Raw genomic sequence first — 15,107 nt, forward strand, 5'->3', positions numbered from 1 at the left:
AACAGATTTACTTATCTAAATCAATTGTAAAAATTAACCATTCCTAAACACCATAATCAACCTGGGAGACTCAACAGGATGATAGGCATGCAATTGATAATTGCCAAACACATCTACCAACTCCAATCCTGCGGTATGAAAATAACTTTGAAAGTCCTCCAACCGCAATGCCCGCACCCGTTCAGTAAAGTGAAAATCCTTGCCCTGATCTGAAAATTTAATATCCTTGTAAATAAACCCGTTTTCAAATCTCCTGGAATTATGAAAGGTAATTCCCTGTTCGGTTTTAGAATTGGCTGCCACTAGATGATTTAAGACCCATTCCACATTCATAAAATCGATCACCCCATACGCCTGTGGCTTCAGATTACTTTTGATGGCCTTGATGGTATTCAGGTTATCCTCAGGATCGTCAAAATAGCCAAAGCTGGTAAAAAGATTAAATACTGCATCAAAACTTCTATCATAGGGTTGGGTCATATTATGCACCTCAAATTCAATGCGGGAAGGATCGAGCTTTCCCTTCTGGGCAAAGGTCAAAGCGGACTCATCACCTGAAAGAATTCTGTGTAATTCCGCTTTCGCGAAAGCGATACTACTAGCACTAAGATCCACACCTGTAACCCGGTATCCCAATTGGTTCAGATACATACTGTGGCGACCTCGTCCACAGGCCAGATCCAAAATATGTGCTCCAGGTTTTAATTCCAAATTCTGGGTAAGGGATTGCATAAATTCAGCTGCTTCCTTGTGGTCCCGGTCTCTGTATAATATATGATAGTATGCGGTATCAAACCAGTTGGCATACCACTGGTCATTGTCGTCAGAATGGCTCATGGATGGCAAAAATACCGTAATTTTGCCCACTAAAACCCACAACTATGTCCCAAAATTTCAAGATGATCGCCAAAACTCTCTACGGACTCGAGGAAGTGCTGGAAAAGGAGTTGCGTCAATTGGGTGCCATGGACATTAAAAAAGGTGTCAGAATGGTAGAGTTTGTTGGGGATCAAGGCTTTATGTATAAGGCCAATATGATGCTGCGTACAGCTATACGCATCCTGAAACCCATCTATAGTTTTAAAGCCAGAAATGAGGTAGATCTCTACGACGGCGTTTACCAATTCGACTGGTCGCAATATCTGACTGCTCATGATACACTGTCTGTACACGGAACCATCGCCTCCAAATACTTTAACCATAGCCAATACGTAGCTTTAAAAACCAAAGATGCAATCGTAGATCAGATCAGACGTAAAACTGGAAGGCGACCAGATGTAGATACTTCGCATCCAGATCTACGCATATCTGTCCATATCAATGACCAAACTGTGGATGTATCATTAGATACCAGTGGTGAACCACTTTATAAAAGAGGCTACAGAGACAAGACCAATGTAGCACCTATCAATGAAGTGCTCGCGGCAGGCATCATTTTGCTGAGTAATTGGGACCAGCGTTCCACCTTTATTGATCCGATGTGCGGTAGTGGAACCATTGCTATTGAAGCTGCGATGATAGGAGCCAATATTGCTCCCAATATCAATCGGATGGAATTTGGCTTTGAACGTTGGCCTGACTATGACAATCAATTGTTTGAAGCTATACAGGAAAGCTGCTTAAAAAAGATGCGCGAGTTTGACGGAAAGATACAGGCTCGCGATGCCGATGGCTACACCGTGGAAAAAGCCAGAGAAAATGTAAAAAATGCCAATCTGCAGGATTTTATTGAGGTGGAAAAAGGGGATTTTTTCAGAGACCATCAAAGTGCACAGGCATTTTTAATGTTTAATCCGCCGTATGATGAACGATTATCTGTAGATATAGAATCTTTTTACGCAGAGATTGGGAACGCACTAAAACAACGTTACACGGGTTCTACCGCCTGGATGATCACCGGAAACCTAGAAGCTCTGAAACACGTGGGATTGCGGCCTTCAAAGAAAATTAAATTATACAATGGGAAGCTGGAATCCAGACTGGTACGTTATGATATGTACAGCGGGACAAAAAAGACCCATAAAATCCATGGCAAGTCCAAGTCACAATGACAAAGTGCTGCTCAACGTTTGGCCTGTTGAAACCCAATGGCGAAATCAATCGCACAACAATTTTCTTGAGTGCCAATGATGAAAATTCAACGCATTGAACATGTACTTCAATCCACCGTTACGAATTATTCCGATTAAAGCCTGCCGAATGCCCAGCAAAACTTATTTTTGTTCCATTCAATCAGCTGAACTTCTATGAATTTACTGTTGCCTTTTAGCGCTGTACTCTTGGGATATGTTGCTGCCTTGATCCTTAAGGTAGAGTCCAGGAACAGGATCAAATTACTACTGGCATTTTCGGGAGCTTTTCTTTTGAGTGCGGTGGCCAGTGAATTTCTACCAGAGATTTATGAAGAGGGCGATAGTAGTTTGGGAATTTATTTGATTGTCGGTGTCTTTGTTCAGATTATTCTTGAATTTTTTTCCAAAGGCGCCGAACACGGACATGTCCACATCCATAGAAAAATGCACGATTTTCCTTATGCATTATTTATCAGTTTGTGTCTGCACGCATTGTTGGAAGGAATGCCATTGCAAGGAGACAATAGCATGCTATATGGAATTGCGATCCATAAGATTCCCATTGCCTTTATTTTTTCTTCTTTTCTATTGACCAGCGATTTTGGCCGAGGGAAAACCTTAATGGTCATTTTGATTTTTGCAGTCATGTCACCACTGGGGAGCTGGTTGGGAGTAGAAAGCTCATGGATTCAAGCCTATATGTTACCGATTAAGGCGATAGTAGCCGGAATTGTATTACATGTGTCCACTACCCTGATTCTTGAGGCCAGTGAAGCACACCAATTCAATTTGGCCAAAGTACTGGTTATGTTGCTGGGAGCCGCCCTTGCTTTTTTGATATAATCAGCCCAGGACCAACCAAACCATAGCCGCATGGCTCAGACTACCTCCCAAGACAAATAGATGCCAGATCACATGATTAAAATACATGCGGTTCCAAGCGTAAAAAACAATTCCTACCGTAAAAAAGAGTCCGCCGCTGATCAAAAGGTTCATTTGGAGATCGGTAAATGCGGCACTCAGGGTCGAAAGATCAAAAACGATCAACCAACCCATAACTAAATATAAAGCACTGGAAAAAGCTTCATATTTCCCAGTAAAAAAAAGCTTCCAGATCGTCCCAAACAAAGCGATGCCCCAAACCGCAGCCAAAATATACCATCCATTGCCTTGTTCCAGGGTTACCAAGCAAATGGGGGTGTAAGTTCCTGCTATAGACCCGTAAATTGAAATATGGTCCAGTTTACGTAACCTGAACTTTGTCAATCCAGGAGGTACACGGTGATAGGTAGTAGAAGCGGTATACAAAAAGAGTTGTGCAAATATGTATATAGTAACTGCAGGCCAGAAATAAGTTAAGTTGGTATTCCCTTTAAGGATCAGCCAAATTCCAATACCTATGAAGAGTAATAACCCGAAGGCATGGGTGATTACATTCCATCGCTCTTCCAGCGCAGTTTGGGTTCTAGACATCAATGGTCATATTAAGTAGCGCTTGTCGGGCTTGTTCATATTCTGACACCATATCTGCCACTACTTGTGCTGCGGGAACGATACTATCGATCAACCCTGAAATCTGGCCAATTTCGAGTTCGCCCTCATTCATATCTCCCTCAAACATTCCTTTTTTTGCCCTGGCTCTTCCCAATAAGCTCTTGAGATCATCGGTAGTCGGAGATTTGGTGTATAAATCCTGAACATCCTGCCAGAATTTATTGCGCAAAAGTCTCACCGGTGCCAGTTCTTTTAAGGTTAGGTGAGTCGCTCCCTCCCCTGCTTCTACAATAGCATTTTTAAAATTAATATGGCTACTTGCCTCTGGTGTGGCTACGAATCTGCTCCCGACTTGAACCCCATCTGCGCCCAATGCCATCGCAGCTAGCATACCTCTTCCCGTGGCTATTCCTCCAGCAGCCATAAGTGGTAGCTCGATAGCTTTGGCCACCTGAGGAATTAAGGTAAATGTGGTGGACTCCTCTCTTCCGTTATGTCCGCCTGCTTCAAACCCCTCAGCAACTACAGCATCTACTCCTGCCTCTTGCGCTTTTAAGGCAAATTTCACCGAACTCACCACATGAACCACCTTGATACCTGCTTCTTTCAGGGTCTGGGTATATGTTTTCGGATTTCCTGCACTGGTAAATACAATGGGGACTTGCTCGGCTATAATGATTTCCATTAATTCCTCCAGATCTGAGTAGAGCAAAGGAACGTTCACCCCATAAGGCTTGTCGGTTCCAGCTTTTGTTTGTTGAATGTGATGACGCAATACATCTGGATACATGGATCCCGCACCCAATAGGCCAAGACCACCGGCATTGCTGACTGCTGTTGCGAGCTTATGACCACTGGCCCAGATCATTCCTCCCTGGACAATGGGATATTTTATATTGAAAAGTTCGCTGATCCGATTATTGCTCATATACCTTAGTTTGAGAAAGGCCAAAAATAAGAAGAAGGCATGGATTTGCAGGGAATCGAAAATTTAATATCCCCATTGCTCAGCGCATAATTTCACCCATCATTGATTAGCAACCGTTAGCAGGTGAAATATTAATTGCGTTATTTCGCTATCGGAACAAAATTTTCCAGGTCTTTTGCAATTGAGGAATACGGCACAAATAAATCCCTGCGCTCAGAGCCGGCAGATCAATCTGGCCTTTGTTGTCTAGCTTTTTTTGAAGTATTTGTTGACCTTGAAGGTTATACAATAGAAGATCATAGGCATTTTCGCCTTGAGCGAAATCATAAAACAACCGGTTCTCCAGCACGTAAATATGATCAGATATACTCGTACTATTTTCTGAAAGAGTTATAAAAGCATTTCCAAAGTCTGGTATGCCATATCCTAATTGTTGATCTGGAGTGAGAAATTGATCCGCGCTTTCCCTTACGGCTTGTCTGATCTGATCTGGAATTAAAGATGGGTAGGCTTGCATGAGGCAAGCTATAGACCCACTGATGAGCGGAGCACTGAAAGAGGTACCACTTGAACTAACGAGGTTACCGCTTTCATCAATACTAGCTGTTCCACCGCCCTGAGCCATGACTTCAGGACGCAAACGGTTATCTGCCGTCGGGCCTATACTGGAAAAGGAAGACCTACTGCTATTGGAATTAACAGATCCGATGGCTATTGCTCCTAGAGCATCTGCTGGAGCCGCAACGTAAGGATGCGAACTGCTATTTCCAGAGTTTCCGGCACTTACCACCACCATCATACCTTTTTCAGAGGCTGTATTGGCTCCTAAGGAAATAAAGGCCGTTTGACCGTTCATATCTTGGTAATTCAGGCTTTCTGCGTTATTGTCAAAATTCAAATATCCCAAAGAAACATTGATAACATCTACTCCCAAGGAATCAGCTCGCTCGGCGGCTTGCACCCAATAAGACATTTCGGCTGGTGTCTCTTGAGCTGCTTCTTCGGTTCTGTATAAAAGATATTGCGCATCTGGGGCTGAACCTTCAAAGTTGCCAGGGTCATTTCCTGCCATCACACTCAGCACCCTGGACCCGTGAAAATGATCATCATAAATTTGATTGTTTTTATCCACAAAATCCCAGCCGCCAGCCAATCCATTGTTATTCCGTAATTGGGCAAAACCTGGATTCTGATCCACGTTAGGAAAGCCAGAGTCTGTAACGGCAATCAACATACCACTACCTGTATGACCGAGGTTGTGTAGATGATCCAGTCCGAGCATCTCGATTTGATTACGGGCGGTACCATAGGACAGTGGAGTAGTTACCGTTCTGTGTAATTTATCTACCTGTTGCATTTGGACAGCTTTTGTCGGGTCGAAATATTGAATACCCGACACAAAAGTCAACTGAGCCAGTGCATCAATATCCAGCGGATTCCCGCTTACATGTACACAGTTGAACCATTTGGACTGCGCTTTATAAGCTATTCCAGGCTGAATTTTCACCTGATTGACATAAGACTGATTCATCGGTACATCTCTAAAGTCAATAGGTATACCATGCCTGTTTTTACGGTCCAAAGCACGTTGTGTCATGATTTGCAGTGGCTGTGCGAGCAATGAGGCCACATTGGGTTTATCATTGAAATAAACCAAGGCATGAAAATCCTGAGCCATAAGGGAGTGACTTACACACAAGATCATAAACATTCCTAATAGTCTCATGAATTGCAATTTAAGCAATTACGCCAGATCCCAAACATTCCTCATGTAGATACCAAGCGACAAATTGACCTGGAGAAATAGCACTTTGCTCTTGTTCAAAAATGACATATAATCCAGTTTCAACCCTATGAATTACAGCTGATACGAGTTGCTGACGGTACCTAATCCTGGCCTGTACTTTCATTTCATTTCCCACCGCTAAGGCCAAATCTTCTCTGATCCAATGCACTTCGCTCTCATCCACAAACAAGCCCCTGCGATACAGTCCAGGGTGGCTTTTGCCCTGTCCTACATAAATAGTATTCGTGTCGACATCGGTCTCTATGACGAATAAAGGTTCAGGCGTACCTCCTACGGCCAAGCCTTTGCGTTGTCCTCTGGTAAAATAATGAGCACCTTGATGCGTACCTACTTTTTTTCCTTCAGAAGCTTGGTAAGTTCGCTTTCGCGAAAGCGAAGATAACTCGCCAGTCAAAGTCCTACCCTGAAGGCTAACCGGCTCCCGTAACTTTTCAAGGCTCACTTCCGGACTGATTTCTATAATGTCCCCGATTTTAGGCTTCAGTTGCTGCTGTAAAAAATCAGGTAGTCTTACTTTCCCGATAAAACATAAACCTTGTGAGTCTTTTTTTCCAGCAGTGATCAAACCTTGTTCAGCCGCGATTTCCCTTACCTCGGGTTTTTGAAGGTGGCCGATGGGAAAAAGTGTCTTGGCCAGTTGATCTTGAGAGACCTGACAAAGAAAGTAACTCTGGTCTTTATTGGGATCTGCGCCAGAAATTAAATGGTGAACCTCCTGTCCTTCAATAATACTTGTAGATTTCTGGCAATAGTGTCCAGTAGCCACAAAGTCAGCTCCCAGGTCTAAGGCGATGTCCATAAATACATCAAACTTAATTTCACGGTTACAGAGCACATCAGGGTTGGGTGTTCGTCCTTTGGCATATTCGTCAAACATATAATCGACGATTCGGTCCTTATATTGGGCACTAAGATCAACGGTTTGGAAGGGAATACCCAATTTGTCGGCCACCAACATAGCGTCATTGGAGTCCTCCAGCCACGGACATTCATCACTAATGGTCACCGAATCATCGTGCCAATTCTTCATAAAAAGACCGATCACTTCGTGTCCCTGCGTTTTGAGCAGGTATGCAGCTACGCTGGAATCAACGCCTCCAGAAAGCCCTACCACAACTTTTGCCATGGTGCAAAAATACGATTTCGCCAGTTGAATTATAATTTGGTGCAATTCGATTTTATCTATGGGACCACCTTTTCCGACTATCATGATTTGGACGAGATAAGCATACTAAGCCCGCGGATTTTTTCGTTTATTTGTAGGGCTATAAAGAAAAAGAAAGCTTATCCATGAAAAAATTCCTATTAATATTTTCCTGTCTTGTTGTTACGCTGTGTTTATTCTCTTGTGAAGATGCAGATGACAACGGCAATTTGCTGCCCAGCGACAACATGGCTTATGATATTATAGCCGAGGATCCCAACTTGAGTGTGCTGAAGGAAGTATTGGATTTGACGGGACTAGACGCTACCCTGGACAACCCGAATCAGTTAACGGTTTTTGCGCCTACCAATGCTGCTTTCAATCAATTCTTGACGGCAAATGGTTATGCCACAATACAGGAAGTCCCGATTGGAATGTTACGAGACATATTAAGGTATCACCAATTGAATGGTGTTTTTACCACTGAACTTCTCACTACTGGATTCGTTAAAACCTTGGGCACGGATGGACAGGGCGAACTCATGGATTTGTATTTTGCCTCTGACGCAGGTATAACTCTTAATGGCTATGCTACTGTAGATCCACAAAACAATGACATAACCGTAGATAACGGAGTGATTCACTTGTTAGATGCAGTGTTAGAACTTCCTACGCTGGATCAGTTTGTAGCAGCCAATGCTACAGAGTTTTCCAATTTGAATACGGCTTTAGTACAACAAGGGCTAGATAATAGCCTGGCCACCACGGATGGAAGCATGCAGGGGCCATTTACCCTCTTTGCTCCTACAAATGATGCTTTTCAGGCATTGATAGACGAGGATCCGATGGACGGATTAAACAGTATTCAAGATGTACTTGACCTCACCACACTTACCGATATATTACTATACCATGTCAAACCTAGTCCAAGACTGCGCTCTTCTGACATTACCGATGGAATTATTATTGATCCCATCGCTCCGGGTACGTTTCTAATAAATACTTCAACCGGGACTGTAATAACAGATGCCAGCGGTAGGGCCATTAATATCACCTCAACTGACGTGACTGCCAGTAATGGAATATTACACTATATTGATTTGGTGATGCTTCCCTAATCAAAGAATCATTTCTATACGCGACCTGGTTGACCATGATACATTTCACGCTCCAATTCACAGGCCGCTTTCAATCGAATCATTACGGGTTTTAAGTTCATCAAAAATCCAACAGACAGGATATGTTATTTATTTAACTCCCTCAGCGCCAGTTGCTAAATAAAGGTTAAATTTAACAGATGTTCATTTCATTTAACTTAAAGTTAGACAGGTAAAGCTTATTCATTTTGTTTATTTACATCAATAAAAAAAATAACCGTTATGAAAAAGTTAATCAAATTTCCCCTATTTATCCTGCTCCTCACTCTGAGCGGAAGTATTTTGTCATGTGACAGTGATGATGATTTTACATCTCCAGATCCAGGAAACTCTGCCTATGATCTAACCCAAACCAATGCCAATTTTTCAATACTAGGTCAAGCCATTGATGCAGCTGGATTGCGTACAACATTAGACGGTAGTGGAAACTTTACAGTTTTTGCTCCTACAAATGCAGCTTTTCAGGCGTTTTTAAGTGACAATAACTTTGCCAGTTTAAATGACGTTCCAGTAGATGTGTTGAGAAACACTCTATTAAATCATGTGTTGGATACTGAAGTTCGCAGCACGATGTTGACACAAGGATACGTAAAAACTTCTGCTACGGATGCTGACGGAAACAATCTTGATGCCTTTATCAACCTTCAAAATGGAGTCACCGTGAATTCATCTGAGGTAGATACCAATCAGGTTGATATTGATGTAGACAATGGTGTAGTCCATGTTGTAAATGATGTAATTGCCCTGCCTACAGTAGTTGATCTTGCTGTTGCAAATCCTAATTTTGGGAACTTGGTTACCGCAGTAACCCAAGAAAATTTAGCCGGTGCATTAGCAGAAACAAGTACAAGTGCTGCTATCCCAGCTCCTTTTACTGTTTTTGCGCCAACTAACGCTTCATTTCAAAATTTAATTGCTGCAGATCCTAACGATGGACTCAACAATATCAATGATGTATTGGCATTGCCTAACTTGTCTGATATTCTATTGTATCATGTCGTAAGTGGTGCTGCAGTTAGAGCAGAAGATATCATGGATGGACAAACTGTTGATCCTATTACTCAAGGAACCTTTACCATTTCAACCAGTAACGGAGTAGTCATTACTGATGGAACTGGAACTGAAACTACTGTTGTGGCTACTAATGTAACCGCCATCAATGGTGTAATTCACGCTATTGACTTTGTCCTTAGACCCTAACATTGGATAAATTTCATTTTAATTTTACAGTCCCGTCATTGACGGGACTGTTGTTTTTATGCCCTATCTTCATCCTTTACAATCAAACCTGTCAATGGATACCATGTCTGAGCTTAAAAACAAGATTCATTTACATTGCCTGCAGTTGCTCGATGAGCGGTTATCTCAGATCAAGAATAGCTTGAACGAATTAATGAAGGCCAAAACCAATGAGACAAAAAGTAGTGCAGGTGACAAGTACGAGACTGGGCGTGCAATGATCCATCAGGAAGAAGAAATGCTGTTGAGGCAACAAGCGTCGGCAAAAGCAGAATTGGCCAGGTTTCAGCAACTGAAGCCCTTGGCAAAGAACGATCGTGTCGTTGATGGCGCATTAGTCCATTTATCCAAGGGATATTTTTATATCAGCGCTGGATGGGGGAAATTACAAATTCCTGAGATGAATTGTTTTGCCATTTCTATTCAGTCCCCTTTGGGCCAACTCATTGCTCATAAATCAGCCCAAGAAACTTTCAATTGGAATGGGCAAGAAGAAAAAATACTTGAAATCTGCTAACCGATGATGATGTCCACACCCTTGCAACGAGAATTAAAAGATTTAAAAAATGAAGTACTGGAAGGAAACCTAAAGGTGGAGCAGGTATCCCAGCAGGACATTTACTGGCATATCCAACATAGCCTAAAAGTTTTGGAAGGAATTATTCAGATGATGACCGAATCTCAACCAATTGATTATGCACCGCGTCGCAGTATCTTAAAATGGATCATCATGACTACCGGTTGGATTCCTAGAGGAAAAGGTAGAGCCCCAAAACCAACTGTGCCTAAGAAATTAATGAGTAAAGAAGAACTTCTTAAGCTTTGGAATGCAGTAGATGATTCAGTGTCCAGTCTTTCTCATTTACCAGATGACGCCCATTTTAAGCATCCCTTGTTTGGCTCCATGAAAAAGCTAAAGGCCATTAAATTTATGGGTATTCACACCCATCATCATTTAAAAATCATAAGAGACATCCGAAAGGCTTCTCTATAATTGTTTCCTGCCAATCCAATCAAGAGTATTTCAAATGTCCTTTAATCAGCTAGGATCAATAATTTTGTCTGGGAGGTAATTGACCAAACTGCTCCTTGACATGTGGCTTGTTCAAGTCAATTAAAGTAAAAATCCCCAGCAAAATTCCTAAGATTCCGGTCAGGCAGCTAACAATCGCCATGGCAAATATGAAGGTATAATGGCTGCGTTCTTTGATATACTTGCGCACCATGAAATGTAGGATGGCTAGTGTGACACAAACAACAATTCCAACCACTCCGATGGTGACAAAAATCATCCCAAAGTCCGTAGGCATTCCTGAACCTTCAACATGAGGGAAACTTGTAACCATAGTTCCCATTGCTGCGTAAATCAAGAAAAAGAACGAAACTAACAAAGTCAAAATTCCCTTTACTAAAAAGAGCGTGCCTAACGTATCCAGATTATCGGTTGGCGGATAATAATAGGACTTTGGCGCTGAATCTGGAGTAGTTTCATTCATGGTAATACAATTTTATAAGTTGATTGATAACACTTGATGTGTAGCACAAAAATAGTTTTTGTTACAAGATTTGACTGTGAATTGGAGTTTGAAAACAAATTGGATCATCATTGACTTTTTCAAAAACTGGATAACTTCAAGATTCTAGGCAATCCTGCTACCTTTGCAACATGGAAAATCAGGGAATACGCATCAACAAATATCTAAGTGAACAAGGGTTTTGTTCAAGACGCGCTGCCGATAAGTTGATTGAACAAGAACGGGTAACCATCAACGGAAAAGTACCTGAAATGGGCACCAAGGTAATGCCTAATGATGAAGTGGCCGTCGATGGCGAAACCATCAGTAAAAAAAAGGAAAAGCCGGTCTATTTAGCCTTTAACAAACCTGTAGGTATCGTTTGTACTACTGATACCCGAGTAGAAAAAGACAATATCATTGACTACATTAATTATCCAACCCGAATTTTTCCTATTGGTAGATTAGATAAAATGAGTGAGGGCTTGATCTTTTTAACCAATGACGGTGATATCGTCAATAAAATCCTGCGGGCCAGAAACAACCATGAAAAAGAGTATATAGTAACGGTAGATCGCAGTATTACCGCACGCTTTATACAACGCATGTCTAGCGGAATACCTATTTTGGACACCGTCACCAGAGAATGCGAGGTAGAACAGATCGGTCGTAAAACTTTTAGGATAGTGTTGACGCAAGGATTAAATCGACAGATACGACGTATGTGTGAATACCTGGATTATAGAGTGACCAAACTCAAACGCATCAGAATTATGAATGTGAGTTTGGATATCCCCCATGGGACCTACAGGGAGCTAACCACTGAAGAATTAAATGAGTTGCGCAGACTTACCGACGACAGTGCCAAAACCTATGACTAAAACAAAGGAGTAGAATGCGCTAATGGCTAATCCAAATTCTCAGGGACTGTTGCCAGGCTGTTGAAAAGCGCCACTTTCGCTCCAAAGAGCTTCATCATGACCTCTAGTTGTTTTAAGCTGTTTTCGATCAGTTTAGATTCCCTGGAATTAATAAGAAACAGAGAGCTGTCCCCCAATTCAAATTTACGTTCTTCGGCGATGAGCATCAATTGAGAATCATCAACTATTTCGTCTGAAATCTCCAGCTGTACTTGATAAGAATCAATCTCATTGAAGACGGCTTTGATTTTGTTTTCAATCGCCAGGGAAGTAGCCAGAATATCGTATTCAGCGTCTCGCAATTTTATTTTGGCCAATTGAAGATCTCCTCTTTCCTTTCTCAAAAATAAGGGCATAGAAAAATTAAGTCCAGCCTTGTAATTGTCCAAATTAAAGGAATTGCTTTGGTCCCATTCAGGTGAAATAGCATCATATCTCGCTTCAATTTTAGGCAGTAATTTATTGGCCTTAAGTTGGCGATCCACCTCCAATTGGTCCATTTTTAATTGGAGTGCCAGAATTTTAGGATGGTTCTCCACATTAAAAAGATCCAGGGATTGTCCCATAATTTCTAAAGCCGCGTCTATTTCATCTGCAAGGTTTTCCTGCGGATAAACCTGACTGGCCAATTCCACAGGTACACCATCGAGCCATAAGTAATTGGCTAGTTCAAGTTTTTTCTTAACAAACATAATTCTCGCCTGCTCAGCACCCAATAACCTTGATTTAACCGCTATCCTCGCTTCTACACTATCTATGACAGCCTTGTCTCCAGTTTCTACTCCCAATTTCACTCCTCTCAATCGTTCCCTGGCATTTTCAAGAATATCTGTATACAACACCTGCTCCTGAGCCGCCCGCCACCATTCAAAATAGACCTGGGTGGCATCGGTGAGTATGGCATTGACCAATAGATCACGTTCAGATTGGGTTTGTTGACGGAAAAATTTTGCTTTACGCAAGGTCGCCATACGCTCGTTAATCCACAGTCCTTGCCCTAGTTGGACACCGACTCCAACACTGTAAAGTCCGTCTTCAGGAACGGTGAGTGATGGATCTAGAAATTCACCTTCATTGCGTTCTGCACCCGCTTTGAATTCGACACCGTACCAAGTCGGTATCTTAAAAGCCCCTCTAAGTTCGTCATAATATTCAGTTCCTTTAAAATCCTTTCGGTCATAATCCACCTCAATTTTTGGATCAAAACCTCCCCTTGCTTTTAGCAATTGCGCCTGACCTTCTTCTAGGATTAATCCAGCCTGTTTGACAATGGGATGGTGCTTTTTGACATACCCCAAATATTCTTTGAGACTTAAAATTGTGGTATCTATCGGTTGTTGAAGCGCAGAATTCTGAACATTTAGTTTTCGCTTAAAGCGAAATTCGACAGATACCGCACTCTTATCTACCACCGTATATGCAGAAACAGCTGTCCATGGACAAACACAAAGGAAAAGAAAACATAATATGTTATTTCTTGTTGGCATCTGAAGACTGATTTTGATTATCTGGCTGATAATAATTGGGAGGGAATCCATTTAGTTTACGCCATAATTCGTACCATACGGGCACATCCTCCAACAGTGCTATCGTACGTGCACCAGATCCAGGTCGAAGAGCATCAGGCCATGGTTCCAGTTGCTCATTAGGCGCCAGTAGAATTCGGTATTTCCCATTGTTACTGATGAAGGTTTCCACCGCTACAACCTTGGCTCCATAAGTACCGTAGGAAGCGTTAGGCCACCCGGAAAAAACAATAGCAGGCCATCCATCAAATCGTACCCGCACATCTTCTCCTACATGCATCAGAGGTAGATCTAGTGGCTCTACAAAGGTTTCTACGGCAAGGTCATAATTCACTGGCATAATATTGACCAATGGTTCTCCATCTTTAAAAGTTTCTCCAATCCCAGCCTTGATCGCTTTATTGATAAAACCATCTTGGGGAGCCGTAACAAAATACATGTCATTACGGATCTGATAATTGGTTCTATCTGATTGTAATTTGCTGACTGCTGCTTCTGTTTCCAATTGTCCTGACTCAGCGCTGAGCTGGTCGCTACGGGCTTTAGACATCTTTTCAGCATATTCCTGTCTGATTCGATTGAGCTCTATCTCGGCATTGATCACTTCATTTTTGGCTTGTAGCAACTTTTGCTCTTGAGAAATCACTTTGGCTTGCGCATTTCTGGCGTTTAGCTTTTTTTCTTCCACTTCGGTAGTCGATTTAAAACCTTCGGCTTCCAAGGTGCTAAAACGTGTCAATCTGGTTTGAGCAATGTCATAGTCTGTTCTTGCCGCTTCTAAATCTATACTGTCGCTTTTGACCTTGAGTCTGGATTGGATCAATTTATTTCTGGCCTGCTCCAACTTTAATTGTTGCTCCTGAGACAATGCAGCAATCTGGCTGCCCAAAGCTTGGACCTTTTGCTCATAAGACTGTACACTGCGGGATTTGGCCTCGATTTGCTGATCTGTCCTAGCCACCAGGTTGGGATCAAAATACTCACTCTTGACCTCGCTGATCCTGAGTACCGTATCTCCTCGCTTTACCTGATCACCTTCACGAACATACCATTGCTCAATTCTACCAGCAATAGGAGATTGAAGCGTTAGCGGTCGCTGCGCTGGGGTAAGGGTGGTTACATTTCCATTGGATATCACGGTTTGGGTCCATGGAAAAAACATCAATACGATACTAAAGATGGCAAAACCTCCTAAAAACCTATTGAAAAGCCTATAATGGCGTCTTTTCATGACGCGACGACCAGCATCAAAGTTCATGATGTCGAGCTGCTCAGAAAGTGTATTTTTAGAAATATTCAACATAAT

At 42.1% G+C, this 15,107-nt stretch carries 15 protein-coding genes; 7 read left to right on the forward strand and 8 right to left on the reverse strand.

Going from position 1 to position 15,107, the window contains the following annotated elements; translation table 11 throughout:
• Nucleotides 1–33: 33 nt before the first annotated feature.
• The gene (locus EGM47_RS05505) at nucleotides 34–837 is read right to left on the reverse strand and encodes an SAM-dependent methyltransferase (RefSeq protein ID WP_124979799.1); all 804 of its coding nucleotides are present in this window, start codon (nucleotides 835–837) and stop codon (nucleotides 34–36) included.
• A gap of 44 nt (nucleotides 838–881) precedes the next feature.
• Between EGM47_RS05505 and EGM47_RS05510 the strand changes: the two genes are divergently transcribed.
• Complete coding sequence (locus EGM47_RS05510; RefSeq protein WP_124979800.1) at nucleotides 882–2,051, forward strand: THUMP domain-containing class I SAM-dependent RNA methyltransferase; 1,170 nt, start codon at nucleotides 882–884, stop codon at nucleotides 2,049–2,051.
• Nucleotides 2,052–2,246: 195 nt separating this feature from the next.
• Entirely contained in the window at nucleotides 2,247–2,915 is a 669-nt protein-coding gene (locus EGM47_RS05515) for a ZIP family metal transporter (RefSeq protein WP_124979801.1), read from the forward strand.
• Here the strand turns inward: EGM47_RS05515 and trhA are convergent, their stop codons facing one another.
• The 4 genes from trhA to mnmA form a co-directional block, all read right to left on the reverse strand.
• Nucleotides 2,916–3,545 (reverse strand): PAQR family membrane homeostasis protein TrhA, encoded by a 630-nt coding sequence (gene trhA, locus EGM47_RS05520; protein WP_124979802.1) that lies wholly within the window; start codon nucleotides 3,543–3,545, stop codon nucleotides 2,916–2,918.
• On the reverse strand, nucleotides 3,538–4,494 hold the full coding sequence (locus tag EGM47_RS05525; protein ID WP_124979803.1) for an NAD(P)H-dependent flavin oxidoreductase: 957 nt from the start codon (nucleotides 4,492–4,494) through the stop codon (nucleotides 3,538–3,540). The genes trhA and EGM47_RS05525 overlap by 8 nt, the downstream gene beginning before the upstream one ends.
• A 148-nt stretch (nucleotides 4,495–4,642) precedes the next feature.
• A complete protein-coding gene (locus EGM47_RS05530; protein ID WP_206052124.1) occupies nucleotides 4,643–6,220 on the reverse strand; it encodes a S8 family peptidase in 1,578 nt (525 codons plus the stop codon).
• A gap of 10 nt (nucleotides 6,221–6,230) precedes the next feature.
• Nucleotides 6,231–7,427 (reverse strand): tRNA 2-thiouridine(34) synthase MnmA, encoded by a 1,197-nt coding sequence (gene mnmA / locus EGM47_RS05535; RefSeq protein WP_124980336.1) that lies wholly within the window; start codon nucleotides 7,425–7,427, stop codon nucleotides 6,231–6,233.
• Between the two features lie 164 nt (nucleotides 7,428–7,591).
• Between mnmA and EGM47_RS05540 the strand changes: the two genes are divergently transcribed.
• From EGM47_RS05540 to EGM47_RS05555, 4 genes are all read left to right on the forward strand, one after another.
• Nucleotides 7,592–8,563: a fasciclin domain-containing protein gene (locus tag EGM47_RS05540; protein ID WP_124979804.1), complete on the forward strand. Its 972-nt coding sequence runs from the start codon at nucleotides 7,592–7,594 to the stop codon at nucleotides 8,561–8,563.
• Between the two features lie 261 nt (nucleotides 8,564–8,824).
• Entirely contained in the window at nucleotides 8,825–9,802 is a 978-nt protein-coding gene (locus EGM47_RS05545; RefSeq protein WP_124979805.1) for a fasciclin domain-containing protein, read from the forward strand.
• 103 nt (nucleotides 9,803–9,905) lie between these two features.
• On the forward strand, nucleotides 9,906–10,358 hold the full coding sequence (locus tag EGM47_RS05550) for a transcription elongation factor (RefSeq protein ID WP_124979806.1): 453 nt from the start codon (nucleotides 9,906–9,908) through the stop codon (nucleotides 10,356–10,358).
• 9 nt (nucleotides 10,359–10,367) lie between these two features.
• Nucleotides 10,368–10,835, forward strand: a complete 468-nt coding sequence (locus EGM47_RS05555; RefSeq protein ID WP_164510826.1) for a DinB family protein — start codon at nucleotides 10,368–10,370, stop codon at nucleotides 10,833–10,835.
• A gap of 55 nt (nucleotides 10,836–10,890) precedes the next feature.
• On the opposite strand, the gene EGM47_RS05560 is transcribed toward EGM47_RS05555, so the two are convergent.
• Nucleotides 10,891–11,337, reverse strand: coding sequence for a hypothetical protein (locus tag EGM47_RS05560; RefSeq protein WP_124979808.1), 447 nt, complete (start codon nucleotides 11,335–11,337; stop codon nucleotides 10,891–10,893).
• Between the two features lie 170 nt (nucleotides 11,338–11,507).
• On the opposite strand from EGM47_RS05560, the gene rluF reads away from it, so the two are divergent.
• Nucleotides 11,508–12,236 (forward strand): 23S rRNA pseudouridine(2604) synthase RluF, encoded by a 729-nt coding sequence (gene rluF, locus EGM47_RS05565; RefSeq protein WP_124979809.1) that lies wholly within the window; start codon nucleotides 11,508–11,510, stop codon nucleotides 12,234–12,236.
• A 26-nt stretch (nucleotides 12,237–12,262) separates the two neighbouring features.
• Here rluF and EGM47_RS05570 read toward each other — a convergent pair whose 3' ends face one another.
• The gene (locus tag EGM47_RS05570; RefSeq protein ID WP_124979810.1) at nucleotides 12,263–13,762 is read right to left on the reverse strand and encodes a TolC family protein; all 1,500 of its coding nucleotides are present in this window, start codon (nucleotides 13,760–13,762) and stop codon (nucleotides 12,263–12,265) included.
• The gene (locus EGM47_RS05575) at nucleotides 13,746–15,104 is read right to left on the reverse strand and encodes an HlyD family secretion protein (RefSeq protein ID WP_124979811.1); all 1,359 of its coding nucleotides are present in this window, start codon (nucleotides 15,102–15,104) and stop codon (nucleotides 13,746–13,748) included. Before EGM47_RS05575 ends, EGM47_RS05570 begins: the two co-directional genes overlap by 17 nt.
• Between the last annotated feature and the right edge of the window lie 3 nt (nucleotides 15,105–15,107).

This window comes from Nonlabens xiamenensis, assembly GCF_003865345.1.
GTDB classification, from domain to species: domain Bacteria; phylum Bacteroidota; class Bacteroidia; order Flavobacteriales; family Flavobacteriaceae; genus Nonlabens; species Nonlabens xiamenensis.